We start from the raw sequence: 25,477 nt of genomic DNA, 5'->3' as shown, positions 1-25,477 counted from the left end.
GGGCGGGTTGCTGGCGGTCAGCCGCCGAGTTCGGCTTTGCGGCGCAGCAGGGTGGAACGTTTGCGCAGCGCCGTGAGCAGGTTGGTCACCGCCGCGAGGCCGAGTGCGCCGATGACGGCGATCAACCACGGCCGTACGGGGGGCGCCACGATCACGGCGCCGAGCGTGAACACGGCCCACGCGGCCAGGGCCAGCATGCCCGCCACCACACGGTCACGCGCGTACAGCGGTGTCCGGCGGGTGATCGCCCACAAGCCGACCACCGTCCAGCTCAGCCCGATGGCGATCAGGACGGCGAAGGCCACGCCCGTACGGGTCGGGAGCGCGGGCTCGGTCGCCCACAACAGTGCGATCAGCGCGCTGCCGACGAAGCCGGTCAGGGCCGCCACCACGTACGCGATCCGGCGCACCGGCGACAGCCGAGCGTCGAGTCGTCCCAGCACGTCCTCCGGTGTCATGCCTCGTACCCCTCTCGTGTCAGTTCCTCCCGAAGCAGCCGCCGGGCCCGGTGCAGCCGCGACTTGATCGTGCCGACCGGCACCCCGCAGATCTGCGCGCAGACGTCCAGCGGCTGGTCCTCGAGGTGGAAGAGCAGCAGCACCTCGCGTTCCGGGGGCGGCAACGCCGCCAGCGCCCCCGCGATCACCTCCCGGTCGATCACCGCCGAGATGTCGTCGTAAGCGCTCCCAGGTGAAGGCGCCCCCGACAAGGACGCCCTCGGCAAGGGCGTGCCCGGCAAGGCCGCCCCGGACGAGGGCGACGATGACGGCCGCGAGGGCGAGGGCGACGAGGACGGCGACGGCGACGGCGAGGGTGACGACGACGGCGAGGGTGACGGCGATGACGGCGATGACGGCGGCGGCGACGATGGCGATGACGGCGGCGGCGACGATGGCGATGACCGCGGCGGCGACGATGGCGAGAGCGACGGCGAGGAAGGGCTCGCGTAGGCCTCGCGAAGGCGGTTCATCACGGCCCGGCGGGCGATCGTGAACAGCCAGGGCGCGAAACGTCCCGGTTCCCGCAGCCGGGGCAGCCCTTTGACGACCGCCAGCCAGACCTCCTGCACCACGTCGTCGTCACCGCGGCCGAGCATCCGGGTCACGTATCGCTCGACCGGGCCGTGCCATGTGCGGACCAGTTCCGCGAAGGCGTCGCGTTCGCCCAGCTGACAGCGGACGACCACCAATTCGTCGGTCATGTGCACCTCCCTGCAGAGTTCAGTCGGGAGGGACCTGCGAAAGGTTCGCTACTTCGTCGACTTGTCGATCAGCCTGGCCGTGGGCGGCACTTGGAAGGCGTCGTCCGGCACGTCCTCGCGGTAGGCCGTGAGGGCCTGGTCGATGCGCTTGCCGGCGATGGTGGCGGTGAAGCTGGCCAGCGCGCCCTCGTTGGTCACGCACAGGTCGAAGGCGTCGGCCGCGGCGCCGTCGACGCCGCTCAGCGACAGGCAGGTGGCGTGGCGGCCGGCGATCGTCGTGTCGTGCTGGGCGGTTTCGACCACCGGGTCGAGCGCGGCTGTGGCGAGCATCGCCTGGACGGCCTCGGCCGAGATCAGGGGGCCGGTGTCGAGCGAGGCGGCGGCGGCCGGGTCGGCGGCGGTCGACTCGCAGGTCGAACCCGCGCACCTGACGGTCACCGTCGAGGTCGCGATCAGGCGGCCGCCGGGATAGACGTACGACGCCCGGAACGGCTGCTGAGCGCGGTGCACGGTGGCGATCTCGCCGCCGGTGACCTGGTATTTCGCGGAGTATGTCAGGCCGGAGCCGGTCGCCAGCTGCCCGGCCGTCTCGGTGATCAGCGAGTCGCGGCTCAGCGGGGCCGCGCTCGCCTCGCCGACCTCACCGCAGCCCGCCGTGCCGAGCAGCGCCAGGCACGCCGCGGTCAGGCCGGCGGCGGTCAGGCGCGAGACGATGGGCACGTCTGACACCATGGCTCATGCCCGCAACCCCAGGCAAACCAGTTACTGCGAGGCTGCGCTACGTGCACGTGCCATCAACTGCTCGCGCATGATATAGCGCCGGACAACGCGGGCCGAGTGCTCGTCGGCCCCGGCGAAGACGGCCACCATCTCGACGATCATCGGGCCGCGGTGCGGCAGCTGCTGGCGCATCGAGCTCACCTTGACAGCCTGGGCGGCGAACTCGACCACCTCGTCGCCGAGCTGGATGCGCAGCGTCAGTTCGGTGCCCGGGGGCACCTCGACGTCGGTGAACTGCGCCCGGACGGCCCGCTCGCTGAGGTCGCGGACGAAACCCTGGGCCGGGCCCTCCGGCAACATCAGCACGACCGGCTCGCCGCCGCCGCCGCGTACGAAGTCCCGGCTCTGTTCCAGGGAAGCCTCCCCGGCCAGCCGTACCTCGACCCGGTTGCCGTCGATCGCGGTCACGTTCGCGAGGGAGGCGTAGCGGCCGCGCGGGGCGGTGGCCCAGCGCAGCGTCACCGTCGAGTCGGCCGGTGGCATGTTGTCGAGGGCCAGCGAGAGCGTGAGGACCGGGCCGGCGGTCTGCACGACGCGAACTCCGGGCAGCGTTTCGCCGTACGAGGTCATCTCGATGAACGACCCGTCGGCGGGAAGCGTAGGTGTGCTCATAGTGCCCGGGTAATCGGTGACCCCGGGCCGGACCTGAGACAAAACCCAAGGGCAACCGTACGAGCGCGGGGACGGCTCGATACGCTCAGTGCCGTGGTCGGCCGCAGGGTCGCGGTCGGTGAACAGCAGCCTCGGCAAGAGGTAACGGCAGCCGGCATTTCAGTGATGGCTGCCTTGACAGAGGGAGCGACACGACACATGGCCACCATCGAAGCGATCGTCGCGCGCGAGATCCTGGACTCCCGGGGCAACCCGACCGTCGAGGTCGAGGTGGGGCTCGACGACGGCACGGTCGGCCGCGCCGCGGTGCCCTCGGGCGCCTCCACCGGCGCTTTCGAGGCGATCGAGCTGCGGGACGGCGACAAGGGCCGTTACCTGGGCAAGGGCGTCGAGAAGGCGGTTGCGAACGTCGAAGACAAGATCGCCGACGAGCTCGTCGGCTACGAGGCCAGCGAGCAGCGCCTCATCGACCAGAAGATGCTCGACCTGGACGGCACCGCCGACAAGAGCGAGCTGGGCGCCAACGCGATCCTGGGCGTGTCCCTCGCGGTGGCCAAGGCGGCCGCGCTGAGCGCCGAGCTGCCGCTGTTCCGCTACGTCGGTGGCCCCAACGCCGCCGTGCTGCCGGTGCCGATGATGAACATCCTCAACGGTGGCGCCCACGCCGACTCGAACGTCGACGTGCAGGAGTTCATGATCGCGCCGATCGGCGCCCCGACCTTCCGCGAGGCCCTGCGCACCGGCGCCGAGGTCTACCACGCGCTCAAGTCGGTGCTGAAGAAGAAGGGCCTCTCGACGGGCCTGGGCGACGAGGGCGGCTTCGCCCCGAGCCTGCCGTCCAACGCGTCCGCCCTCGACCTGATCGCCGAGGCCGTGCAGGCCGCCGGCTTCTCGCTGGGCAGCGACATCGTCCTGGCCATGGACGTCGCCGCGACCGAGTTCTTCAAGGACGGGTCGTACGTCTTCGAGGGCAACCCGAAGTCGACCGACGAGATGATCGCGTACTACGCCAAGCTGGCCGCCGACTACCCGATCGTCTCGATCGAGGACCCGCTGTCCGAGGAGGACTGGGCCGGCTGGAGCGCGATGACCACGGAGCTGGGCGACAAGATCCAGATCGTGGGCGACGACCTGTTCGTCACCAACCCGACCCGCATCGGCCGGGGCATCGCCGAGAACGCGGCCAACGCCGTGCTCGTCAAGGTGAACCAGATCGGCTCGCTGACCGAGACGCTCGACGCCGTCGACCTGGCCCACCGGGCGGGTTTCAAGACGATGATGAGCCACCGTTCCGGTGAGACCGAGGACACCACGATCGCCGACCTGGCCGTCGCGGTGGGCAGCGGCCAGATCAAGACCGGCGCCCCGGCCCGGTCCGACCGGGTCGCGAAGTACAACCAGCTCCTGCGCATCGAGGAGCAGCTGGAAGGCGCGGCCCGGTACGCCGGTGCGGGCGCTTTCCCGCGTTACCGCACCGCGTGACGAACGCCCGCTAGATCATGGAGTTGTGGCGTCCGCGGAAACGGGCATAGGTTTCAGCGGGCGCCGCAACACGTGACGGAGGGGTTGGGGTGACGACACAGCGACGATCACCGAGCGGTCAGGGTCCGTCCCGCCGCCCCGGATCGTCGCGCGCCCACACCACCGGCCCTGTCCGGAATACCGGAAATATTCGGCGCGGTGGCGGAAGTAGCGACGCGGGCCGCGACAGTTCGAAGCGCGATCCCGAGCCGACCGATAAGTCACGAAAAAACCGGCAAATCGGTAAAAGCGCCAAGGATGGCGATAAATCCGGTGAGACGAGACGCGGAGGCGCCGGCGGCGATGGTGGCCGCGCGGGTAGCAGGTCCGGCAGCGGCGCGAGCGACGGGTTCCGTGGCGGCGCGACCCGAAGCGGTGCCGGCCGGACGGGCAACGGCAGGGCGGGCGGCCCGACCAGGAGCGTCAAGCGGACCGCGCTCAATCGTCCCGCGGCCTCCCGGCGTACGGGAAACGCAGGCCGGGGCGCCACCAAGCGCACCGTCGCCCCGCGGCCGCGAGCACTGACCGGCCGCGCGACGGTTCTGATCGTCATCTTCGTCGCGCTGGCCCTCGCCTACACCTACCCCCTGCGGGTCTACCTGGCCCAGGAGTCGCAGATCGCCCAGCTCGAGGCCGACCAGGCCGAGCAGCGGGAGCTGATCGCACAGAAGGCGCAGGAGCTGCAGAAGTGGCAGGACCCGGAGTACATCCGGGCCCAGGCCCGCGAGATCCTGTTCTACGTACGATCGGGGGAGACCCCTCTCCTGGTGTTCACCGACCCGGCTGGCGCCGCCGCCGAGGCCGGTCAGAAAGCCCCGGCGGCCGCACCCGACCGCTGGTACGACACGCTGTGGAGCAGCGTCCGAGCCGCCGACGCGGAGTCCCCCGACTGAAATGCCTGAACCCACCGAAGAAGATCTGGAAATCGTCAAGGCCCAGCTCGGCCGCCCTCCCCGCGGCACCCGTGCGATCGCGCACCGCTGCCCCTGTGGCAATCCGGACGTGGTCGAGACGGCTCCCCGCCTCGACGACGGCACCCCGTTCCCGACGCTCTACTACCTGACCTGTCCGCACGCCACCGCCGCGTGCAGCCGTCTGGAGTCGGCCGGGGTCATGCGTGACATGCAGGACCGCCTGGCGACCGACCCCGAGCTGGCCGCGCACTACGCGCGGGCCGCCGAGGACTACCTGGCCCGCCGCAAGGCCATCGAGGACGTGCCGGAGATCTCACATGTCGCCGCGGGCGGCATGCCCGATCGGGTGAAGTGCCTGCATGTCCATCTCGGGCACGCGCTCGCGGCCGGGCGCGGCGTGAATCCTTTCGGGGACGAGGTCCGCGACGTCGTCGAGCCGTGGTGGGCCGAGGGCCCCTGCGTCAAACGGGAAGACTGACGGTGGAGATCCGGCGCGCGCGCACCCAGGACATCCGGGCGATCCGCGCCCTGGTCGACGAGTACACGGCCGACCGGCGGCTGCTCAGCAAGGCGACGGTCACCCTGTACGAGTCGGTGCAGGAGTTCTGGGTCGCCGTCGACGAGCGCGATCGCGTGGTCGGCTGCGGCGCCCTGCACGTGATGTGGGAGGACCTGGCCGAGATCCGTACGGTCGCGGTCGATCCGGCTCACCGGGGGCAGAAGATCGGTCACCGCATTGTCGACCGCCTGATCGAGGTGGCCCGCGAGCTGGGGGTGGCGCGGGTGTTCTGCCTGACGTTCGAGACCCGGTTCTTCGGCTCGTTCGGGTTCACCGAGATCGACGGCGCTCCCGTCCCGCACGCCGTCTACGAGCAACTTCTTCGCTCGTACGACGAGGGTGTGGCCGAATTCCTCGACCTGGAACGGGTCAAGCCCAACACGCTGGGGAACACGAGAATGCTGCTGCACCTATGAGGGTGGCCGGGATCGACTGCGGCACCAACTCGATCCGCCTGCTCATCGCGGACGTCGGCGACGGCGGGCTCACCGATGTCGCCCGCCGCATGGAGATCGTTCGCCTGGGCGAGGGGGTCGACCGCACCGGGCGTCTGTCCAAGGGCGCCATATCCCGTACGCGGAAGGCTCTGCTGGGTTATGCCGCGGAGATCGCCGAGCTGGGCGTGAACCGGGTGCGCATGTGCGCGACGTCGGCCTCGCGCGACGCCGAGAACGCGCAGGAGTTCCGGGACATGGTGCGCGGTGTGCTCGGCGTCGACCCCGAGGTGATCACCGGTGACGAGGAGGCCCGGCTCTCGTTCACGGGCGCGGTCGCCGGCCTGAGCGCCGAGCGGCCCTGCCTCGTGGTCGACATCGGCGGCGGCTCGACCGAGTTCGTCACCGGCTCGGACGGCGTCGACCACGCGATCTCGATGGACATCGGCTGCGTGCGGATGACCGAGCGCCACATCCACAGTGACCCGCCCTCGGCTGCGGAGATCCACAACGCCGTACGGGACATCACCGCCGCGGTCGACATCGCGCTGACCGCTGTGCCGGGTCGCGAGGCGAAGACCCTGGTGGGCCTGGCGGGCACGGTCACCACCGTCACGGCGCTGGCGCAAAACCTTCCCTCTACGATCCCTCGCGCATCCACCACGCCGAGGTGAGCCTGGCCGACGTGTCCCGCGTGACCGCCGAGCTGCTGGCCATGCCGGTCGCCGAGCGCCTCGCGCTGCCCGTCATGCACCCGGGCCGGGCGGACGTGATCGGCGCCGGCGCCCTCATCCTCCGCACGATCATGGAGCGCTCCGGTCACGAGTCGGTCATCGCCTCCGAGCACGACATCCTCGACGGCATCTGCTTCAGCCTCGCCTGAACTGTCCGTGGCCGGGCGGGTACTACTGTCGTCTTGACGGTATTTCGCATTGCGAAGTACTGTCCATCGCGTGGATACGACCCAGCTGCTCAAGGGGGTCCTCGACCTGGCCGTGCTCGCCGCCCTGCGCGACGAGGACGGTTACGGCTACGACATCCTGCGCCGCCTGCGCGCCGCCGGGCTCGAGGACGTCGGCGACGCCTCGGTTTACGGCACACTGCGCCGCCTGTTCGCCGGGGGCTATCTGAACAGCTACGTCGTTCCGAGCATCGAGGGCCCGCACCGCAAGTACTACGGGCTCAACACGGCCGGCCGCGCCGAGTTGCAGCGATCGGGCAAAGTGTGGCACGGCTTCGCATCCACGATGGACGATCTGCTTCGCGAGCGGGAGACGGCGTGAACTCCACGGCACAGGACGAGATCACCGAGTACGTCGAGCGGGTCCGCGCGGCCCTGGCCGACCTGCCCGAGGCCACCCGCGCCGAGCTCCTCGAAGACCTGCCGGAGCACCTGGCCGAGATCCGCGCCGAGGACACGGTCACCCTGACCGACCGGCTGGGCACCCCGGAGGCGTACGCGGCCGAGCTGCGCGCCACCGCGGCAGGTTACGTGGGCGGCTTCCCCGAGCCGCCCAAGAGCCCATGGGTGACCCCGGCCGAGGTGCGGGCGCAGGTGATGCGGGTGCTCGAGCCTGCCGACGTCAGGATCGGTCCGGTGATCGGCTACCCCCGGGCCAGCGACTTCCTGCGGCTGCTGCTCCCCGCGTGGTGGGTGCTGCGCGGCTACCTGGGCGCGATGGCGGTGGCCTACCTCTTCGACGCCAGCGGCAACCGGCCCGGCCTGCTGCCCCGCATCGGCGGCAGCACGCTGGTCGCGTTGATCCTGCTGGCCGGCTGTGTCATCGCGTCGATCCTGGTCGGACAGCGCCGCCTGGGCCGCGAGGGCTGGCAGCGCTACGTGCTCAACGTCGGCGCGGTGTTCCTGGTGCTGTTCGCGATCGGCGTGTTCTTCAGCGCGGACAGCGACGTGCGCAACCCCGGCTACGACGACGCGGGCTACTCCGGTGGCAACCCGTACGACTACATCACCGACGTCTTCGTCTATGACAGCACGGGCAAGCTGGTGCCTGGCGCGCGCCTGTTCGACCAGGAGGGCGCGCCGATCCAGATGGGCAACGCCTGGTGCGAGGACCCGGAAACCGGCGAGGGTTCCCACTCCCGCTCGATGGGCTACCCGTACTGCCCCGAGGCGGCGCCGTTCGGGGCGCCCTCCGCGGGCAGCGGCGGTGTTCCCGAGCCGGACGCCACGGACGACGGCTCGGCGAGGCCGCCCGCTCCGGCCGGCTCGGCGACGTCACCGTCGGCTCCGAGTTCGCCCGCAGCACCGCCCGAGTCGCCCGGCGCGCCGACCGTGACGCCGCCCACCCCGGCCGGCCGCTGAACGGGGTCGCGAGGATTCTTCGCGGTCGCTACTGTCTGCTCCGCTGATCCGGCCGCCCCAGGGCCGGGCCGCGGAAAGGACCACCCTGTGAGCGACGCGCCCCCGCCGCCTCCCGACCCCACCTTCGCGCCGCAAGCGTCCTTCCCGCCTCCGGTTCAACCCCCACCCACCGACGGCCTGGCCGTCCCGCCGGCCCCGGCCCCGGAATACGCGCAGCCGGGCGCTTCGCAGAGCCCGCTCGCATCGCAGCCGAGCGCCCTGCAGAGCCCGCCCGTGCCGCAGCCCGGTCAGCCGCACCCCGGCGGGCCGGGCTTCTGGCAGCCTGCCTACGGTGCGCCGCCGAGCCACACCGGCTACCCGCCCCCCGGCCCGCCGCTCGGTCAGCCCGGTTATCCATCCGCCGGCCGGCCCTATCCCGGCCAGTCCTTCCCGGGTCAGCCCTACCCCGGCTACCCGCAACCGGGCGCGCCCGGCACCAGGAACACCAGCGTCCTCAAAATCGTGCTGCTGGCGGTCGGCCTGGCCGGGGTGCTGCTGGTCGGCCTCGGCGTCTTCGGGGTGAGCGCGATCGTCGCCGCCGCGGCCGACCCGGCCAAGGGTGCCCAGGCCGGCGACTGCCTTGCCGCCGTGGGCCCGGTGGCCGGCTCCGGCACCACCGAGACCTCCGCCGAGGTGGTCGAGTGCTCGTCGGCGCGAGCGGAGTACACGGTGGTGGCCCGCGTCGAGGGCGAGAGCTCCCCGAACAGCACCGCCTGCGACAGGTTCTTCCCCGCCGACGAGCCCTTCTACGTCTACGGCAGCACCGCGGGCGACGGTTACGTCCTCTGCCTGCGCCCGAATGGCTGACGGCAGGCTCGCCACACCACGGGCCGGTCACTAAAGTCGCGGCTGCGACCACCCGCTGGAGGAGGACCCCCCGTGAGCACTGCAGTTAAGGCCGAAGCGTCCCCGTCCCGCCGGGGCGGCATGGTGGTCGCGGCCGTCGTCGCCGGGCTGGTCGTGGCGGCGGCGGTCTACGCGCTCAGCGGTTTGTTCCTCGGCGGTGACGGCGCCCGCGACGCCAAGGCCGGTGACTGCATCGCCTCCGACAAGAAGGTCGAGGACGAGGGCACCACCGAGACCGGCGCCGACCTGGTCGACTGCTCGTCGGCCGAGGCGCGGTTCAGCGTCGTGGCGCGGGTCGACGGCGAGAACTCGACCCAGAGCGATTCCTGTAACAAGTTCTTCCAGGAGAAAGAGGAGTTCTACGTCTACGCCTCCCGCGATGACGAGGGCTACCTCCTGTGTCTCAAGCCCAGGGCGTAGAAAGATCCGGGTGAGCCCCACTCGTACGCCCGAAGAAGCGCAAGCCGCCGCGGCCCAGGCGGCCTCACTCAGCGTGCTGGACGCCGAGGTCGCGGGTTGTTTCGCCTGCCCGCGCCTGGTCGCCTGGCGTGAGGAGGTCGCCGTCACCAAGCGTGCCTCGTTCCGCGACCAGGATTACTGGGGGCGCCCGGTCCCCGGTTACGGCGTTGCCGACCCCGAGATCGCCATCCTCGGCCTGGCGCCGGCCGCGCACGGCGGCAACCGCACCGGCCGCATCTTCACCGGCGACCGTTCGGGTGACGTCCTGTTCGCCGCGCTGTACCGCGCGGGCCTGGTCAACCAGCCGACGAGCGTCTCCGCCGACGACGGTCTCACGCTGCGCCACTTGCGGATCTTCGCCGCCGTCCGGTGCGCCCCGCCCGACAACAAACCTCTGCCGGAGGAGCGCGACACCTGCGCCCCCTGGCTGCACCGCGAGCTCGAACTGATCCGCCCGACCCTCAAGGCGGTCGTCGCGCTCGGGGCTTTCGCCTGGCAGGCGTGGTGGCCCGCGATGACCGCGGTCTACGGCACCCGGCCGCCGGTGCCGCGCCCGAAGTTCGGTCACGGCGCCCGGGTCAGCCTGCCGGGTGTGCCGGATCTGCTCGGCTGCTTCCACGTCAGCCAGCAGAACACCTTCACCGGTAAGCTCACCCCGGCCATGCTCGACGACGTCTTCGCCGAGGCGAAGCGGCTGGCCCAGATTTCGTAGAGCCCCAAGGTATGTAGAGCCCCAAGGTATTTCGTAGAGCCTCAAGGTAAGGACAGATGACCCTCGCGGCAGTGCGACGATGGTGGCCCGTGGCCGCCGTCCTCGTGCTGCTCTTCGGCACCGCGCTCGCCGCGACCAGGTCCGAGCCCCGCCTCGAGCAGATCGTCCGCGACGAGCCGACGGCCCAGGCGCCGCTGCTGCCCACCGCGGTTCCGTCCGGCGTGCAGACCAGCCCGCCGCCCCCGCCCGAGCCGGCCCGCGGCCTGCCCGACTGGATCAACACGGCCGCCCTGGTCGTGCTCGGTGTGGTCGTCGTGATCGTCCTGGTCCTGCTGATCGTTTCGCTGCTGCGGGACCGCCGGCGCCGCAAGGGCCGGAACAAGCGTGACCGCAAGCGCCCGGCCGACCAGCCCCGTACGGCCGAGGAACTGGTCGCCGCCCTCGACGCCGGCCTCGAGGAGCTGTCCGACACCGACCGCGACCCGCGCCGCGCCGTGATCGCCTGCTGGGTGCGCCTCGAGCAGGCCGCCGCCGCCGCGGGCACTCCCCGGCACCCCGGCGACAGCCCCACCGACCTGGTCGGCCGTCTGCTGAGCGAACAGCAGGTCGACGCGCGGGTGCTGGCCGCCCTGCTCGACGTCTATCGCCAGGCCCGGTACGCCACCCACACGGTCGACGACCAGATGCGCCGGCAGGCCCGTTCGGCCCTTGAGCGGCTCCGCGCCGACCTGGGCGCGGGGGTCCCGGCGTGAGCACGGGCGGGCTGGAGTCGCTGTTCGGCGAGCGCGACGAGGTGATCGCCGACGAGCCGGCCCCCGAGCGCCGGCGGTCGTGGACCGGCTGGGTGCTGCGCAACCTGCTGCTGGTCGCCCTGGCCACCGTGGTCGTCGTGGCCGTCATGCGCTCGGCCGACTACGACATCTCGATCATTTTCGTGGTCGCCGCCCTGGCCGGGTTGCGGCTGGTCCTGCTGGCGGTGGCCGAGGTGCGCCCGCCCCCTGCGCCCAAGCGCTCCGACCGGCGCGGCGGTTCCGACACCGGCAGCGGCACGGATTCGCTGCGGGCGGCCGTGCGCCGCTGGGAGCAGACTCTGGAGCGGGCCGCCGCCGACGACGATCTGTACTCGCGTAACGTTCTGCCGGTGCTGGCCGAGCTCACCGACGAGCGCCTGCGGCTGCGTCACGGGATCACCCGGGCGTCCGACCCGCGGCGTGCCCGTCAGCTGCTCGGCGACCCGCTCTGGGCGACGTTGCACGACCGCGGCCGGCGCATGCCGAAGGCGCGTGATCTCGAGTCCTACGTGGATGTGTTGGAGCGACTGTGAGAAAGGTGCCGTGGTGACGGAGACAGGCGTGCAGCCCCTTCCCCCGTACGAGGTGGGAAGGCTGGCCGGTGCCGTCCTGGACTCGGTCGGCAGCGTGGTCGTGGGCAAGCGCGACTCGCTCGAGCTGGTGCTGGCCGGGATCCTGGCCGGCGGGCACGTGCTGCTGGAGGATCTGCCCGGTCTCGGCAAGACCCTGACCGCCCGCTGTTTCGCGCAGGCGCTCGGCCTCGACTTCCGCCGGTTGCAGTTCACCCCCGACCTGCTGCCCGCCGACGTGACCGGCTCGTTCCTCTACGACCAGCGCAAGGGTGACTTCGCGTTCCGGGCCGGCCCGGTCTTCACCAACATGCTGCTGGCCGACGAGATCAACCGGACACCGCCGAAGACCCAGGCCGCGCTGCTCGAGGCCATGCAGGAAAAGCAGGTCTCGGTCGAGGGCGTCACGTACCGTCTCGACCCGCCGTTCCACGTCCTGGCCACGGCCAACCCCATCGAGTACGAGGGCACCTATCCGCTGCCCGAGGCCCAGCTCGACAGATTCCTGCTGCGGGTGTCGTTCGGCTACCCCACGGCCGAGGAGGAGTGGGATGTGCTGCAGCGCCGCATGTCCCGCCGCCAGGAAGAGGCGTTCCTGCAGCCGGTGGTCGACTCGGCCGCGCTTCAGTCGATGCAGTCGGCGCTCGAGGCGATCACCGTGGAGGATTCGATCGGCCGCTACATCGTGTCGCTCACCGCGGCCACCCGTGAGCACGCGTCGGTGCTGGTCGGCTCGTCCCCGCGCGGCTCGCTCGCGTTGCTGCTGCTGGCCCGGGCCCGCGCGGCGATGGCCGGCCGCGACTTCGTGGTGCCGGAGGACGTGAAGGACGTCGCCGTGCCCGCGCTGGCCCACCGCATCACGCTGCGCCCCGAGATGTGGCTGCGCCGCGTCGATCCGTCCTTTGTGGTCGACGAGGTCCTGCAGAACACTCCCGCCCCGGCCAGCGGCGCCCTGCCCACCTACGCGACGGGGTACACCGCGACGTGACGGTTCCCGAGCCGCTGCTGCGCCGAGCCGTGCCGCCGGCCGTGCCGGGCGATCCGGGTCACGGTCCCGCCTGGGCGCCGACCCGCGCGCTCGGCCGTGCCGTGCTGCTCACCGGCCTGCTGCTGGTGCTCGGGGTCGCGCTGGGCCGGGTCGACCTGGTGCTGCTGGCCGCGCCGTTCGCGATCGGCGCGGCGGTCCACCTGCGCCGGATGCCCCGCGCGACGCCCGAGCTCACGGTCACCGCCGACGAGGAACTGCTGGTCGAGGGCGGTCAGGTGCAGGCCTCGGTCACCGTCTCCAACCCGGACGTCATCCCGTACGACCTGGTGGTGGTCCGCACCCGTACGTCGCGCTGGCTCAAACTGGAGCACGCCGACCGCCCGTTCGGCCTCACCGTGGCCTCGGACGGCTGGGCCGCGGTCGACCTGCCCGGCGACGCGCTGCGCTGGGGCCGGCAAGACGTGGGTCCGGCCGCCGCGCGGGTTGCCGCCTGCGGGGGACTGCTCGCGTGCCGTCCGGTCGTGACCCCCGCGTACGGGGTGCGGGTCTATCCCGTCACCGAGCCGTTCAACGCCATCGAGGCCATGCCCGCGGCCGCCGGTCTCGTCGGCGCGCACCGGTCGCGGCGCATGGGGGAGGGCGGCGAACTGGCCGGGGTCCGCCCGTTCGCACCCGGCGACAGGCTCCGGCGCATCGACTGGCGGGTCTCCCTGCGCACCCGCGACCTGCACGTCGCCTCCACGCTCTCCGACCGCGACGCCGAGGTGGTGCTGCTGCTCGACGTGCTGGGCGAGGTCGGCCTCTCGGGCGGGGTCGGCGGCAGCGCGTCGGTGCTCGACACCACGGTCCGGGCCTCGGCCGCCATCGCCGAGCACTATCTGCAGCGCGGCGACCGGGTCTCGCTGCTCGAGTACGGCGCGGCGGCCCGCCGGCTGCGCCCCGCCACCGGCCGCCGGCAGTACCTCATCGTGCTGGAGTGGCTGCTCGACGTCCGGCCCGACCCGATGGAGCACGAGGGCGACTTCGGCGCGCACCACGTGTCGTCCGACGCGCTGGTCGTGGTGTTCACCCCGCTGATCGACCCGCGGGCGGCCGACATGCTGGCCTCCCTGGCACAGGCCGGCCGGTTCGTGGTGGCCGTCGACACGCTGCCCGCGCAGGCCGCGCCCGATGCGCGCACCCCGTGGACCCCGCTGGCGACCCGGCTGTGGCGTCTGGAGCGCGAGAACGTCCTGGGCCGGCTGCGCGAGCACGGCGTCCCGGTCGTGGAGTGGGCCGGCGCGGGCAGCCTCGACCTGGTCCTGCGGGACGTCTCCCGCCTCGCCTCGGCGCCGCGGGGGCGCTGATGCTCGACATGATCTCCCGGCGGCTGGCCGGCGCCCGGCGCACCCTGACCCGCGCGACCGTCCTCCCGTTCCTGGTGCGCTGTGCCATCGGCCTGTGCGGGCTGATCGCCATGGCGGTGGCCTGGCCGGCGGCGCTGCTGGGCACGCAGTTCTTCGTGCTGCCGGCGCTGGTCGCCCTCTATCCGGCGGTCGCGCCGCGCGGCCGGGGCGCCACCTTCGCCGCCCTGGTGGTGGTCGGCGGCTGGCTGGCCGACACCGCCTTCGAGGACGCCGAGGTGTCGCTCTGGCGGGTTCTGAGCATCGCCACCGCGCTCTACCTGGGGCATTCGCTCACGGCGCTGGCGGCTGTCCTCCCGTACGACGCGATCGTGAACTTCGACGTGGTGGGCCTGTGGCTGCTGCGGGCGCTGGCCGTGGTGCTGGTCTCGGCCGTGCTCACCGTGTTCGCCCTGGGACTCTCCGCCGAACTCGCCGGCGGGCCGTTCCTCGTGGCCACGGTGGTCGGCCTGATCGGCGCCGCAACCGCCACGCTGCTCATAGCACGGCTCGTGCATCGTGCATGAAATCTGCCCGTAATATGTGCCTGACGGCACTTGACAAACGGCATTGTTGTACGTCACACCAGGAGGCGCGGGAGCCCCTGGGCGCGCGAGAATGGCTCACGTGAATCCGCAGCGCATCGTCGTCGTTGGTGCAGGGCACGTCGGTCTTTACGCCGCCCTGCGCCTGTCGAAGAAGCTCAACCGGCGCCGGGCCGAGGTCGTCGTCATCGACCCGCAGCCGCACATGACGTACCAGCCGTTCCTCCCCGAGGCAGCGGCCGGCAACATCTCCCCGCGGCACAGCGTCGTGCCGCTCCGCCGCGAGCTCAAGAAGTGTCGCGTGGTGGCCGGCGAGGTCACCAAGGTGGAGCACGCGCGCAAGACGGTGACCATCCAGCCCATCGAGGGCCCGCCCACCGAGATGAGCTACGACCACATCATCGTGGCGCCGGGTTCGGTCTCGCGCACGCTGCCGATCCCCGGCCTGAGCGAGCGCGGCATCGGCCTCAAGACCATCGGCGAGGCCACCTACCTGCGTAACCACATCCTCGACCAGCTCGACGTCGCCGCCGTCACGCCCGACCCCGAGGTCCGCAAGGCCGCGCTGACGTTCGTCTTCGTCGGCGGCGGGTTCGCCGGCATCGAGGCGCTGGCCGAGATGGAGGACGTCGTCCGCGACGCCCTGAAGTACTACCCCGAGCTCGACAAGAACGAGCTCAAGTTCGTCCTGGTCGAGGCGACCAACCGCATCCTGCCCGAGGTCGGCCCCAAGATGGGCGCGTACGCGGCTCGCGAGCTGGCCAAGCGCGGCATCTCGCTGCGCCTCGACACGTTCCTCAACTCGTGCGTCGACGGCGAGATCGTGCTCTCCGACGGCGACACGTTCCGCGCCGAGACCCTGGTCTGGACGGCCGGGGTGAAGCCGTCCCCGATGCTCGACAACACCGACCTGCCCCGCGGCCCCAAGGGTCACGTCAACTGCCTGCCGACACTGCAGGTGGCCGACCTCGACGGCACCGTGCTCGAGGGCGCGTGGAGCGCGGGCGACAGCGCCCAGGTGCCCGACCTGACCAACCCCGGCGGCTGGTGCTCACCTAGCGCCCAGCACGCCGTCCGGCAGGCCCGGGTGCTGGCCGACAACATCCGGCAGGTCGTCCTCGGCGGCGAGCCCAAGGAATACAAGCACAAGTACATCGGCAGCGTGGCCGGCCTGGGCCTCGGCAAGGGCGTCGCGCACGTCTACGGCATCAAGGTCAAGGGCTGGCCGGCGTGGTTCATGCACCGCACCTACCACGTCAGCCACATCCCGTCGTTCCACCGCAAGGCCCGGGTGGTCGCCGACTGGACCCTTGCGATGCTGTTCCAGCGCGAGACGGTGGCCGTCCGCCAGCTGCACGCCCCGCGTGAGGAGTTCACCGGGGTGACCCCGCCGGTGCAGCGCCCGGCCGAACGTCCCAAGGCGGAAGCCGGGTCCCGCTGAGGCGGTCTCCTCTCCGAACGCTCGGGCGTATACGGTGTCTAGGGCGTCACCGCGCGCGGTGACGCCCTGACCCTGCCCGGGTGGTGGAACGGCAGACACGGCCGCCTTAAAAGCGGCTGCCTCACGCAGGCGTGCGGGTTCGAGACCCGCCCCGGGCACCTCACAAAGCTTTGACGGTCGTACATTCAGCCTGTTCACAGCAATCCGAGGCTTTCCTGATCAGCTTGCTCCCGTACTCTGGAACGGCACGTCAACGTGCCTCAACCTCATAAGGGAGGCTGGACACAGTGAAGACTTCCAACCCGGTGCTCTCGCGCCTCGGCCAGGCGGCCGAGCGGGAGCGTACGGCCGGGTACGGGGCCTACGGCCCCGCCGGTGCCGCCCCGGGTTACGGTCAGCCGTATCCCGGCGCGACGGACTATCCCGCCGCCCCGCCCGCCGTTCAGCCCATGACAGTCGACGACGTCGTCGTCAAGACGGTCACACTGCTCGGCATCACGGGCGCCTCCGCGGTTGTCGCCTGGAATGTGATCCCGGAATCGATGACCGGTGCCGCCTGGATCGGCGCGGCGGTCATCGGCCTCGTGCTGGGCCTGGTCATCTCGTTCATGCGCCTGGCCAACCCCGCGCTCATCGTGGGTTACGCGGTCGTCGAGGGTGTCTTCGTCGGCATGGCGTCCAAGGTTTTCTCGGTGATCGCCGGCTATCAGGGCGTCGTGCTGCAGGCCGTCATCGCCACGTTCGGCGTCTTCTTCCTGACGGCCTTCCTCTACAAGGCCAAGGTCATCCGGGCGACGCCGAAGTTCCAGCGCGGCATGATCATCGTGATGGGTGGCCTGTTCGCGGTCATCCTGATCAACCTGGTGCTGTCGCTGTTCGGCTTCAGCACCGGCCTGCGCGACAACGGCCCGCTGGGCTACCTGTTCAGCATCGTCTGCATCGTGGTGGCCGCCCTCAGCTTCATCCTCAGCTTCAACGAGGTCGAAGAGGGCGTCCGCATGGGCCTGCCGCAGCGCTACTCCTGGGTGGCCGCGTTCGGCATCCTGGTCAGCCTGATCTGGCTGTACCTCGAGGTCCTGCGCCTGCTGAGTTTCCTGCAAGGCGACGACTGACACCAACCAGGATCAAGAACGCCCGGACCCCCGTACGGTGGTCCGGGCGTTTTCTTTAACCTGGTCGCGTGACCGACTTCGCGACGTCCGTCGACCGGCTGCTCAACCAGATCCGCGTGTGGGAGCAGCCGCGCTGGAACCAGGACGACCGCGCCGCCCGTACGTTCGCGTTGGTGCAGAGGCTGGCCGACCTCGGGGCCGACGCCGAGGGCCGCCCCCGCCGTGAGGTGCCGCGCGAGCACGACATGATCCTGCCCGACCAGGTGCGGGTGCTGGCCGACGACCTGCTCGCCGCCGGGCCGGAATCCGTGCTGGTGGAGGCGGCCGCGGCGGTGGACGAGCTGCGGGCCGCGCTCAACAGGTAAAAACCGCCGAGCCCGGCCGCTCGTGGCTGACCGGACCCGGCGGTAACTCGGGTGCTCAGCGTGTCAGCTGAGCCGCTCCAGCACCATCGCCATGCCCTGGCCGCCGCCGACGCACATCGTCTCGAGGCCGATGCTCTTGTCGTGCCAGTCCAGGGCGTTGAGCAGGGTGCCGGTGATGCGGGCGCCGGTCATGCCGAACGGGTGGCCCACGGCGATCGCGCCGCCGTTGACGTTCAGCTTCTCGAGCGGGATGCCCAGGTCGCGAGCCGACGGGATGACCTGGGCCGCGAACGCCTCGTTGATCTCGACCAGGTCGATGTCGTCGATCGTCATCCCGGCCCGCCGCAGCGCCTGCCGCGACGCCTCGACCGGGCCCAGGCCCATGATCTCGGGGCTGAGCGCGGTCACACCGGTCGACACGATCCGGGCCAGCGGGGTGATGCCCAGCTCGCGTGCCTTGGTGTCGCTCATGATCACCACAGCGGCGGCGCCGTCGTTGAGCGGGCAGCAGTTGCCGGCGGTGACCCGGCCGTCGGGGCGGAAAACGGGCTTGAGCTGCGAAACCGCCTCGAGCGTGACCCCGGCGCGGGGGCCGTCGTCCTGCGAGACGACAGTGCCGTCGGGCAGCGTGACCGGGGTGATCTCGCGCTCCCAGAAGCCGTCGGCGATGGCCTTCTCGGCGAGGTTCTGGCTGCGTACGCCGAATTCGTCCATGTCCTCGCGGGTCACGCCCTTGATCTGGGCGAGGTTCTCGGCGGTCTGACCCATCTGGATGTAGACGTCCGGGATCTGACCGTCGTCGCGCGGGTCGTGCCAGGTGCGGCCGCCCTCGGCGTACTGCGCCGTACGGGCCTGGGCCTCGGCGAACTTGGGGTTCTCCCAGCCGCCGCCGACCTGGGCCTGCAGCGCCGAGGGGAGACCGTCGGAGCTGCCCCGCGCGTACCGGGAAACGGTTTCGACGCCGGCCGAGAGGAAGATGTCGCCCTCGCCGGCCTTGATCGCGTGGAAGGCCATGCGGGTGGTCTGCAGCGAGGACGAGCAGTAACGGGTGACCGTCGCGCCGGGCAGGCCGTCCAGACCGAGCTGGGTGGCGACCACGCGGGCCATGTTGAAACCCTGCTCACCGCCGGGCAGCCCGCAACCGAGGTAAAGATCCTCGATCAGGGTGCGGTCGAGCTGCGGCACCTTGGTGAGCGCGGCGTCGATGATGGTGGTGGCGAGGTCGTCGGGACGCAGGTCCCGCAGGGATCCCTTGGCTGCACGGCCGATGGGGGATCGGGCGGTGGCGACGATGACAGCTTCCGGCATCTGCCCAATTTAACTGGCCGGTAACTTAGTCGGTAGTACAAGTTCGTCACACAGGTGGCATGTCCGATTACTGCTTTTCAGCCCGCCGGGGTCATCGCCGCCTTGGCCACCGCCGGATACAACGCGTGGGCCCACACCCGGTAGCCGTCGGCCGAAGGGTGGAAACCGTCGTAGCAGAGGGTGCCCGCGTCGGCCCGGAAGACGGCGCCGGTCTTCTCACCCAGGTCGACCACCGCACCGCCCGCGGCCGTCACGGCCTTGGCCTGCGCCTTCGCCATCCGGCGGCCCAGCACGGCCGCGATCTGCCGCAGCGGCGGAGCGATGGCCCGCAGTGCGCCCAGGTCGGGGCAGGTGCCGACCACCACGCGGACGCCCGCCTCCCGCAGCCGGCGCACCGCCGTGCCCAGCTGGGCCGCTGCCTCCTCGGGGCTGCGCAGGCCGGCCGCGTCGTGCGCCCCGATCAGCACCACGGCCACGTCGGGCCGGTCGCCCAGCAGCGCCCGGGCCACCTGGGTGGCCAGGTCGGACGAGCGGGAACCGGCCACGCCGACGCTGGACAACAGCACGTGCCGCTCGCCGGTCCCGGGGCTGCCCTCTGCCAGCAGACGGGCCAGGTGCCCGCCCACGGTCTCGCTCAGCCACTCGACACCCACGCCGATCGCGGCCGAGTCGCCCAGCAGCACCAGGCGCAGCGGCGGCGCCGCCACCGGCCCCATCGACGTGCGCAGGGCGAGGCCCATGGTCGGCTTCGCGTAGCGGCGCGCCTTGGCCGCCAGCACCTCACCGATCAGCAGCGCGGCCCCACCGACCGCCCCAGCGAGCAGACCGGTGGCGGCCGCCTTGCCGATCCGTGCGTTCAGCCCCGCCATCTCGCTCGCCTCCCTGCGTCACGTTGCCTGCTCTTGATCCTCTGGAGTCCACCCTACGGCGCTCGACGCCGAGCGGCCGGTGGGAACAGCGGGCGACCCCGGCGCCGGGGTCTGCGCCGCGCGGTGGCCGAACCAGGTGCGCGGCTCGCCGAACCAAGGGTGCCGGCGCAGCACCGCCCACCGGCCCGCCGCGCTGACCTCGGTGCCCGGAGCCTGGACCGCCTCCTGCGCGGCCTCCTGGAGATTGCGTACCCCGTCAGCGGCCGGAAGAACCGTGCGATCGTCCTCGCCGAGCACCGCCATGAGGGTCGGCATCACCACAGCCGCGGCCCGCGCGTAACCCTCGGCGGACGGATGAAAACGGTCGGAGGCGAACATGCGTACCGGGTCGGCCTCGAACATCGGGCCGAGCAGGCCGCCGATCGACACCGTACGCCCGCCCGCCTCGACGACGGCCACCGTCTGGGCGGCGGCCAGGTCACGGCTCCACTTGCGGGCCAGCCAGCGCAGCGGCCGCTTGATGGGCTGGATCGCCCCGACGTCGGGGCAGGTGCCCACGACCACCTTGCAGCCCGCCTCGCGCAGGCGTCGCACGGCGTCACCGAGGTGGCGTACGGCGGCGGCCCGGTCGGAGATATGCGTGACGTCGTTGCCGCCGATCAGGATCACGGCCACGTCCGGCTCGTACTCCAGCGCCGCGTCCACCTGATAGGGCAGGCCGGACGACATCGACCCGACAACGGCGAGCCGGTGCAGCCGTACGGGCCGCCGCAGCCGCCGCGACACGCCCGTGGCCAGCAGCGCGCCCGGTGTCTCGCGGGGACGGTGCACGCCGTACCCGGCCGCTGTCGAATCACCCAGAATGACCATGTTGATGGGCCGGCCGCCGAACTTCCCGCCGTACAGGCCGTCGCCGCGCGGCGGGGGCGCCTCGGCCATCGGAATGACCCGCCGGGCGTGTGAGGCCTGTCGCAGCAGCAGCCCCACCGACACGGCGGTCACTGTGGCCAGCGCACCCGTCACGCCGCCGAGAATCTGCCCGGCCAGCTTGATCCGGCGCCAGTCGTCCGCGGTGATCTGAATGGTGCTCACGGGCTCCCTCGCTGTCGCTCATCTCAGATTCCCGGAACCGGCAGGGGAATTCGAGGCTATCGCGCGGCGGCGAGAGGCAATCATGGCGCGGACAAGTCATGCTGGAACTACCGGGCCGAACCCGCATCGGAAGGGGAACAGCATGGCGAAGACGCTGAAACGAACGGCGGCGTTCACCGCGCTGGCCAAGGCGCTGATGGCGGGCGCCAGGGGAGGGCCGTCGTTGTCCACCCGCATCGCGGCGATCCCGCGGATGATGAAGGCGACAACCCGCGGCCAGTACGACGGTGGGCTGCGTCTGGCGATGATGGCGGCCGCCACGGCGTACGTGCTCTCGCCGATCGACGTCATCCCGGAGGCGTTTCTGCTGGTCGTCGGGCTGGCCGACGACGCCGTGATGGTGGCCTGGCTGGCCGGGTCGGTGCTCGCCGAAACGGAGCGCTTCCTGGAGTGGGAGCGGGCCCAGGATCGGATAGTCGTACCCTGAGGTTGTGCGCTACTACGACAACGTCGTCGACATCATCGGGGACACCCCCCTGGTCAAGCTGAACCGGGTCACCGAGGGCATCTCCGCCACCGTGCTGGCCAAGGTCGAATACTTCAACCCCGGCGGCTCGGTGAAGGACCGGATCGCCCTGCGGATGGTGCTCGACGCCGAACGTGACGGCCTGCTCAAGCCGGGCGGCACGATCGTCGAGCCCACCAGCGGCAACACCGGGGTCGGGCTGGCGCTGGTGGCCCAGCAACGCGGCTACAAGTGCATCTTCGTCTGCCCCGACAAGGTCAGCGAGGACAAGCGGAACGTGCTGAAGGCGTACGGGGCGGAAGTTGTGGTCTGCCCCACCGCGGTCGCCCCGGAGGACCCGCGTTCCTACTACAACGTCTCCGACCGCCTCGCCCGCGAGGTGCCGGGCGCGTGGAAGCCCGACCAGTACAGCAACCCCGCCAACCCGCGCTCCCACTACGAGGAGACCGGCCCCGAGCTGTGGAAACAGACCGACGGACGGATCACGCACTTCGTCGCGGGCGTCGGCACCGGCGGCACGATCACCGGCGTCGGGCGATACCTCAAAGAGCAAGGCCCCGTACGCGTCGTGGGCGCCGACCCGGAAGGCTCGGTCTACTCCGGCGGCACCGGACGGCCCTACCTGGTCGAAGGCGTGGGTGAGGACTTCTGGCCCACCACGTACGACCGGGACATCTGCGACGAGATCATCGAGGTCTCCGACTCGGACTCGTTCGAGATGACCCGCCGGCTCGCCCGCGAGGAAGGCCTGCTGGTCGGCGGCTCGTGCGGGATGGCCGTGGTGGCCGCGCTCGAAGTGGCCCGCCGCGCCTCGGCCGACGACGTCGTGGTGGTCCTGCTCCCCGACGGCGGCCGCGGCTACCTGTCCAAGATCTTCAACGACGACTGGATGGCCCGCTACGGCTTCCTGCACCGGGCCGACGGCACCCCCACGGTGGCCGACGCTCTCGAAGGCAAGGACGGCGCGATGCCGCCGCTGGTCCACGTCCACCCCACCGAGACGGTGCGCGACGCGATCGACTACATGCGCGAGTACGGGGTTTCGCAGCTGCCCGTGCTCAAGGCCGAGCCCCCGGTGGTGACCGGCGAGGTGGCGGGCTCGATCGCGGAGAAGGCGCTGCTGGACGCGCTGTTCACGGGGCAGGCGCACCTGCACGACACGATAGAGCGCCACATGGGCGACCCCCTCCCGATGATCGGCGGCGGCCAGCCGGTGAGCGAGGCAGTAACCCTCCTCGAAAAGTCCGACGCGGCGATGGTTCTGATCGACGGGAAGCCGGCCGGGGTGCTGACCCGGCAGGATCTGTTGACGCATCTCTCCTGAAGAGGCGGCTTTTCTGGGCCGGCGCGGCTGATGCTGTGCCGGCCCTTTGCTTGGCTCCGCTCGCCTGGGTCGCTCGGCCTGCGGATGACCGCTGTGCCTGTGGCTGTGGTTGTGCGCTGGCCTGCTGATCGCTCTGGCTGTGGTTGTGCGCTGGCCTGCTGATCGCTCTGGCTGTGGTTGTGCGCTGGCCTGCTGATCGCTCTGGCTGTGGTTGTGCGCTGGCCTGCTGATCGCTCTGGCTGTGGTTGTGCGCTGGCCTGCTGATCGCTCTGGCTGTGGCTGTGCGCTGTGCCAGCTGATCGCTGTGGCTGTGCGCTGCGCCGGCCGCGTATGCGCGTTTTGCCCGTCGTCGCAACCGGCTCCCAACTAGCCCTGACCCGCCCGACCTAGGGGGACCCCCACCCTAAAACAGCGGCGGCTGTCGCGGATTCGCCTGTCCACAGGATGCCGGAAAACGGAAACGGGCGCTTCGAGTTATCCACAGGCCAGGGGATCGGAGCGGACGAAGCCCAGCGCAGTGGCCTAGTTTGGGCTGGTGACATCGAAGCTGCGTCGTCTCGTCGTCCTTCCGCTGGTGGCAGCGGCCGCCGTCGTGCTGATGGCGTGTCCTGCCGCCGCTCAGGCCCCCGAGCGGCTCGCCACCCAGGTGACCGATCAGGCCGGCGTGCTCGGCGATCGGGGCGCGGTCGACGCGGCGCTGAGCGAACTTCAAGAGAAGACGGGGCTGCAGCTGTTCGTTGTCATGGTCGACTCGTTCGACGGTCAGCCGGCCCAGGAGTGGACGGACGAGACGGCCCGCCTGAGCGACCTGGGCGATCGGGACGCGCTGCTGGCCGTGGCGGTCGGAGATCGGGCGTACGCGTATTCGTTCCCCGACGACTCCCGGCTCAGCGACCGCGAGCTTGCCGACGTCGCGGAGAACGACATCGAGCCCGCCCTCAGCCGCAACGACTGGTCGGGGGCGGTGATCGCCGGCGCCCAGGGTTATGCCGACGCGGCGAGCCCGGGCGGGTTCGGCTGGGTGTGGCTGATCGTCGTGCTGGTGGCGGTCGTGGCGCTGGCATGGCTCTGGCTGCGCCGGAAGCGCCGGCCCGCCCCCAGCGCGGCCCCCGACGCCCCGGCAGGTCCGAGTCTGGAAGAGCTGACCGGCCAGGCCAACGCGCTGCTGATCGAGCTCGACGATGACCTGCGGGCCGGGGAACGAGAGCTGGCGCTGGCCACCGCACAGTACGGCGAAGAGGCGACAGCGCCGTTCCAGGCGGCTCTGCAGACGTCCCGGCAGGACGTGGCGGAGGCGTTCCGGTTGCGGATGACCCTCGAGGAAGTGCCCGCGCCCGACGAGGCCCGCCGTCGCGAGACCCTGGCCAGGATCATCGAGCTGTGCCAGGGGGCCGACGCCCGGTTGGATGCCGAGTCCGAGGCCTTCGACCGGTTGCGCGACCTGGAGGGCCGGGCCGCCGAGGCCGCCGACGAGATCGACAAGCGCCGGGCGGCGATCGAGGCGTCGTTGCCGGCCACCGAGGCCACCGCGCAAAAGGTGCTGACCGCCTACTCCGGCGGCACGGTCACCTCCATCGCCACCAATGTGGACCAGGCCCGCGAACGGCTGTCCTTCGCGGCGTCAGCCCTGGCCGAGGCCCGCGCCGCCCTGTCCGACGCAGCCGGCGGCCCAGCAGCTGCGGGAGGCGGGGCAGCGGCGGCGGGAGGCGGGGCAGCGGCGGCGGGAGGCGGGCCAGCGGCTGGACTCGCCGACGGCGTCGCGGGAACAATGGCGGGTGGGGCGGATCCGGCCGGGCGTGACGGCGTGGGCCAGACAGCTGGCGGGGCAGCGCGGGGTGAGGCAGCGGCAGTCGGCGGAGCGGCGCAGGTGCCCGGTGGCGACAGGGCTGAGGCGGCGCTGGCAGTGCGGGCCGCCGAGCAGGCGGTCGACCAGGCGGAACAGCTGGTGGCCGCGGTGGGGCGAGCCGCTTCTGATCTGCCCGCTGCGCGGACCGCTGCCGAGGCACTGATCGCCGAGATCACCGGGGAGATCGCGGCGGGGCGGGCGGCCCTGACGGCCGGCGGTCCGGCGCCCGCGGGGCTCGGCGCGGCTGTCGAAGGCGGTGAGCAGGCGCTGGCCGAGGTGTCGACGGCGCTGGCCGCGTCCCGGCCGGATCCGATCGAGGCCGTGGCGACGTTGCAGGCGGCCGACGCGGCTCTGGACGCCGCGCTGGCCGAGGCGCGCGACGTGGCCGAGCGGCTGGCCCACGACCGCGGTCTGCTCGCTCGGGAACTGCCGGTGGCGCGGGCCGAGGTGGCGGCGACCAACGACTTCATCACCACTCGTCGCGGGGCGGTCGACTCCGGTGCGCGGGCGACGCTGTCCGAGGCACTGCGCCACCTGGCGGCTGCCGAGAGCCTGGCCGCCACCGACCCGGCGACCGCGCTGGCCGAGGCGCGCCAGGCCCGTCGACTTGCCGCGAACGCCGGTCAGGCGGCCCGCCTCGACGTGCAGCGCTGGGGCGAGGGCTCCGGATGGGGCGGCGGCTCCGGCTGGGGTGGGGGCTCCGGATGGGGCGGCGGCCCGGGGCACCCAGGCGGTTTCGACGCGGGCGCGTTCGCGGGTGCGGTGCTGGGCGGGATCCTGTCCGGGGGCGGGCGGACCCACGGCGGCCGCTCCGGTGGGTTCAGCGGCGGCGGTTTCGGGGGCAGTGGATCACGGGGACGCCGTACGGGCGGCGGCGGCGGGGGAGGCGGGCGACGGGGTGGAGGTGGCCGTTTTTGAG

General features: G+C 71.6%; 27 protein-coding genes, 1 tRNA gene and 1 pseudogene. 22 read left to right on the top strand and 7 right to left on the bottom strand.

The window, feature by feature from the left end:
• Window positions 1–17: 17 nt before the first annotated feature.
• Genes C8E87_RS11550 through C8E87_RS11535 form a run of 4 tightly spaced genes read right to left on the bottom strand, consistent with a single transcriptional unit; the run spans window position 18 to window position 2,593 of the window.
• The gene (locus C8E87_RS11550; RefSeq protein ID WP_133873095.1) at window positions 18–458 is read right to left on the bottom strand and encodes a hypothetical protein; all 441 of its coding nucleotides are present in this window, start codon (window positions 456–458) and stop codon (window positions 18–20) included.
• Window positions 455–1,201 carry an RNA polymerase sigma factor gene (locus C8E87_RS11545; RefSeq protein ID WP_133873094.1) on the bottom strand — a complete coding sequence of 249 codons (747 nt, stop codon included), beginning with the start codon at window positions 1,199–1,201 and terminating at the stop codon, window positions 455–457. Before C8E87_RS11545 ends, C8E87_RS11550 begins: the two co-directional genes overlap by 4 nt.
• Before the next feature lie 48 nt (window positions 1,202–1,249).
• On the bottom strand, window positions 1,250–1,921 hold the full coding sequence (locus C8E87_RS11540) for a hypothetical protein (RefSeq protein ID WP_133873093.1): 672 nt from the start codon (window positions 1,919–1,921) through the stop codon (window positions 1,250–1,252).
• A 42-nt stretch (window positions 1,922–1,963) separates the two neighbouring features.
• A complete protein-coding gene (locus C8E87_RS11535; RefSeq protein ID WP_133873092.1) occupies window positions 1,964–2,593 on the bottom strand; it encodes a PilZ domain-containing protein in 630 nt (209 codons plus the stop codon).
• Between the two features lie 198 nt (window positions 2,594–2,791).
• Between C8E87_RS11535 and eno the strand changes: the two genes are divergently transcribed.
• The 19 genes and pseudogenes from eno to C8E87_RS11440 all read left to right on the top strand — a co-directional run bounded on the left by eno (window position 2,792) and on the right by C8E87_RS11440 (window position 17,593).
• Complete coding sequence (gene eno, locus C8E87_RS11530; RefSeq protein WP_133873091.1) at window positions 2,792–4,075, top strand: phosphopyruvate hydratase; 1,284 nt, start codon at window positions 2,792–2,794, stop codon at window positions 4,073–4,075.
• An 89-nt stretch (window positions 4,076–4,164) separates the two neighbouring features.
• A complete protein-coding gene (locus C8E87_RS44575; RefSeq protein WP_239079942.1) occupies window positions 4,165–5,007 on the top strand; it encodes an FtsB family cell division protein in 843 nt (280 codons plus the stop codon).
• A 1-nt stretch (window position 5,008) separates the two neighbouring features.
• Window positions 5,009–5,506, top strand: a complete 498-nt coding sequence (locus C8E87_RS11520) for a DUF501 domain-containing protein (RefSeq protein ID WP_133873090.1) — start codon at window positions 5,009–5,011, stop codon at window positions 5,504–5,506.
• A gap of 2 nt (window positions 5,507–5,508) precedes the next feature.
• The gene (locus C8E87_RS11515; protein WP_133873089.1) at window positions 5,509–6,003 is read left to right on the top strand and encodes an amino-acid N-acetyltransferase; all 495 of its coding nucleotides are present in this window, start codon (window positions 5,509–5,511) and stop codon (window positions 6,001–6,003) included.
• A gap of 2 nt (window positions 6,004–6,005) precedes the next feature.
• A pseudogene (locus C8E87_RS11510) lies at window positions 6,006–6,904 on the top strand (Ppx/GppA phosphatase family protein).
• A 70-nt stretch (window positions 6,905–6,974) separates the two neighbouring features.
• A complete protein-coding gene (locus C8E87_RS11505) occupies window positions 6,975–7,304 on the top strand; it encodes a PadR family transcriptional regulator (RefSeq protein WP_133873088.1) in 330 nt (109 codons plus the stop codon).
• Window positions 7,301–8,344, top strand: coding sequence for an HAAS signaling domain-containing protein (locus C8E87_RS11500; RefSeq protein WP_133873087.1), 1,044 nt, complete (start codon window positions 7,301–7,303; stop codon window positions 8,342–8,344). The genes C8E87_RS11505 and C8E87_RS11500 overlap by 4 nt, the downstream gene beginning before the upstream one ends.
• A gap of 87 nt (window positions 8,345–8,431) precedes the next feature.
• Window positions 8,432–9,190 carry an LppU/SCO3897 family protein gene (locus C8E87_RS11495; protein WP_133873086.1) on the top strand — a complete coding sequence of 253 codons (759 nt, stop codon included), beginning with the start codon at window positions 8,432–8,434 and terminating at the stop codon, window positions 9,188–9,190.
• A gap of 72 nt (window positions 9,191–9,262) precedes the next feature.
• Window positions 9,263–9,649 (top strand): LppU/SCO3897 family protein, encoded by a 387-nt coding sequence (locus tag C8E87_RS11490; protein ID WP_133873085.1) that lies wholly within the window; start codon window positions 9,263–9,265, stop codon window positions 9,647–9,649.
• Between the two features lie 10 nt (window positions 9,650–9,659).
• The gene (locus C8E87_RS11485; RefSeq protein ID WP_239079943.1) at window positions 9,660–10,400 is read left to right on the top strand and encodes a uracil-DNA glycosylase; all 741 of its coding nucleotides are present in this window, start codon (window positions 9,660–9,662) and stop codon (window positions 10,398–10,400) included.
• A 56-nt stretch (window positions 10,401–10,456) separates the two neighbouring features.
• Window positions 10,457–11,152, top strand: a complete 696-nt coding sequence (locus C8E87_RS11480; protein WP_133873083.1) for a DUF4129 domain-containing protein — start codon at window positions 10,457–10,459, stop codon at window positions 11,150–11,152.
• A complete protein-coding gene (locus C8E87_RS11475; protein ID WP_133873082.1) occupies window positions 11,149–11,724 on the top strand; it encodes a hypothetical protein in 576 nt (191 codons plus the stop codon). The genes C8E87_RS11480 and C8E87_RS11475 overlap by 4 nt, the downstream gene beginning before the upstream one ends.
• A 13-nt stretch (window positions 11,725–11,737) precedes the next feature.
• A complete protein-coding gene (locus C8E87_RS11470; protein ID WP_133873081.1) occupies window positions 11,738–12,748 on the top strand; it encodes an AAA family ATPase in 1,011 nt (336 codons plus the stop codon).
• A gap of 14 nt (window positions 12,749–12,762) precedes the next feature.
• A complete protein-coding gene (locus tag C8E87_RS11465) occupies window positions 12,763–14,094 on the top strand; it encodes a DUF58 domain-containing protein (protein WP_133876768.1) in 1,332 nt (443 codons plus the stop codon).
• Window positions 14,094–14,657 carry a hypothetical protein gene (locus tag C8E87_RS11460; protein ID WP_133873080.1) on the top strand — a complete coding sequence of 188 codons (564 nt, stop codon included), beginning with the start codon at window positions 14,094–14,096 and terminating at the stop codon, window positions 14,655–14,657. Before C8E87_RS11465 ends, C8E87_RS11460 begins: the two co-directional genes overlap by 1 nt.
• A 100-nt stretch (window positions 14,658–14,757) precedes the next feature.
• Entirely contained in the window at window positions 14,758–16,116 is a 1,359-nt protein-coding gene (locus tag C8E87_RS11455) for an NAD(P)/FAD-dependent oxidoreductase (RefSeq protein ID WP_133873079.1), read from the top strand.
• A gap of 74 nt (window positions 16,117–16,190) precedes the next feature.
• Window positions 16,191–16,274 (top strand) — tRNA-Leu (locus C8E87_RS11450).
• Window positions 16,275–16,403: 129 nt separating this feature from the next.
• On the top strand, window positions 16,404–17,228 hold the full coding sequence (locus tag C8E87_RS11445) for a Bax inhibitor-1/YccA family protein (protein ID WP_133873078.1): 825 nt from the start codon (window positions 16,404–16,406) through the stop codon (window positions 17,226–17,228).
• Window positions 17,229–17,296: 68 nt separating this feature from the next.
• Window positions 17,297–17,593, top strand: a complete 297-nt coding sequence (locus C8E87_RS11440; RefSeq protein ID WP_133873077.1) for a hypothetical protein — start codon at window positions 17,297–17,299, stop codon at window positions 17,591–17,593.
• 63 nt (window positions 17,594–17,656) lie between these two features.
• Here C8E87_RS11440 and C8E87_RS11435 read toward each other — a convergent pair whose 3' ends face one another.
• The 3 genes from C8E87_RS11435 to C8E87_RS11425 all read right to left on the bottom strand — a co-directional run bounded on the left by C8E87_RS11435 (window position 17,657) and on the right by C8E87_RS11425 (window position 20,862).
• Window positions 17,657–18,901: an acetyl-CoA C-acetyltransferase gene (locus C8E87_RS11435; protein ID WP_133873076.1), complete on the bottom strand. Its 1,245-nt coding sequence runs from the start codon at window positions 18,899–18,901 to the stop codon at window positions 17,657–17,659.
• 77 nt (window positions 18,902–18,978) lie between these two features.
• Entirely contained in the window at window positions 18,979–19,770 is a 792-nt protein-coding gene (locus C8E87_RS11430) for an SGNH/GDSL hydrolase family protein (protein WP_133873075.1), read from the bottom strand.
• An 18-nt stretch (window positions 19,771–19,788) separates the two neighbouring features.
• A complete protein-coding gene (locus tag C8E87_RS11425) occupies window positions 19,789–20,862 on the bottom strand; it encodes an SGNH/GDSL hydrolase family protein (RefSeq protein WP_438866046.1) in 1,074 nt (357 codons plus the stop codon).
• A 142-nt stretch (window positions 20,863–21,004) separates the two neighbouring features.
• On the opposite strand from C8E87_RS11425, the gene C8E87_RS11420 reads away from it, so the two are divergent.
• The 3 genes from C8E87_RS11420 (at window position 21,005) to C8E87_RS11410 (ending at window position 25,476) form a co-directional block, all read left to right on the top strand.
• The gene (locus C8E87_RS11420) at window positions 21,005–21,349 is read left to right on the top strand and encodes a YkvA family protein (protein WP_133873074.1); all 345 of its coding nucleotides are present in this window, start codon (window positions 21,005–21,007) and stop codon (window positions 21,347–21,349) included.
• Window positions 21,350–21,353: 4 nt separating this feature from the next.
• A complete protein-coding gene (locus tag C8E87_RS11415) occupies window positions 21,354–22,712 on the top strand; it encodes a cystathionine beta-synthase (RefSeq protein WP_133873073.1) in 1,359 nt (452 codons plus the stop codon).
• A gap of 535 nt (window positions 22,713–23,247) precedes the next feature.
• Window positions 23,248–25,476 carry a TPM domain-containing protein gene (locus C8E87_RS11410; RefSeq protein ID WP_275408970.1) on the top strand — a complete coding sequence of 743 codons (2,229 nt, stop codon included), beginning with the start codon at window positions 23,248–23,250 and terminating at the stop codon, window positions 25,474–25,476.
• Window position 25,477: the final 1 nt, after the last annotated feature.

It is taken from the genome of Paractinoplanes brasiliensis, assembly GCF_004362215.1.
In the GTDB taxonomy this organism is placed as follows: domain Bacteria; phylum Actinomycetota; class Actinomycetes; order Mycobacteriales; family Micromonosporaceae; genus Actinoplanes; species Actinoplanes brasiliensis.
Note: the sequence above shows the minus strand (reverse complement) of the source record. Positions and strands in the feature narration are given on the sequence as shown.

What these genes read in the sequence shown, in the direction of transcription:
- C8E87_RS11435 (WP_133873076.1), bottom strand. Translation starts at nt 18,901, where the DNA reads ATGCCGGAAGCTGTCATCGTCGCCACCGCCCGATCCCCCATCGGCCGT.
- C8E87_RS11430 (WP_133873075.1), bottom strand. Translation starts at nt 19,770, where the DNA reads ATGGCGGGGCTGAACGCACGGATCGGCAAGGCGGCCGCCACCGGTCTG.
- C8E87_RS11460 (WP_133873080.1), top strand. Translation starts at nt 14,094, where the DNA reads ATGCTCGACATGATCTCCCGGCGGCTGGCCGGCGCCCGGCGCACCCTG.
- C8E87_RS11520 (WP_133873090.1), top strand. Translation starts at nt 5,009, where the DNA reads ATGCCTGAACCCACCGAAGAAGATCTGGAAATCGTCAAGGCCCAGCTC.
- C8E87_RS11545 (WP_133873094.1), bottom strand. Translation starts at nt 1,201, where the DNA reads ATGACCGACGAATTGGTGGTCGTCCGCTGTCAGCTGGGCGAACGCGAC.
- eno (WP_133873091.1), top strand. Translation starts at nt 2,792, where the DNA reads ATGGCCACCATCGAAGCGATCGTCGCGCGCGAGATCCTGGACTCCCGG.
- C8E87_RS11535 (WP_133873092.1), bottom strand. Translation starts at nt 2,593, where the DNA reads ATGAGCACACCTACGCTTCCCGCCGACGGGTCGTTCATCGAGATGACC.
- C8E87_RS11550 (WP_133873095.1), bottom strand. Translation starts at nt 458, where the DNA reads ATGACACCGGAGGACGTGCTGGGACGACTCGACGCTCGGCTGTCGCCG.
- C8E87_RS11480 (WP_133873083.1), top strand. Translation starts at nt 10,457, where the DNA reads ATGACCCTCGCGGCAGTGCGACGATGGTGGCCCGTGGCCGCCGTCCTC.
- C8E87_RS11420 (WP_133873074.1), top strand. Translation starts at nt 21,005, where the DNA reads ATGGCGAAGACGCTGAAACGAACGGCGGCGTTCACCGCGCTGGCCAAG.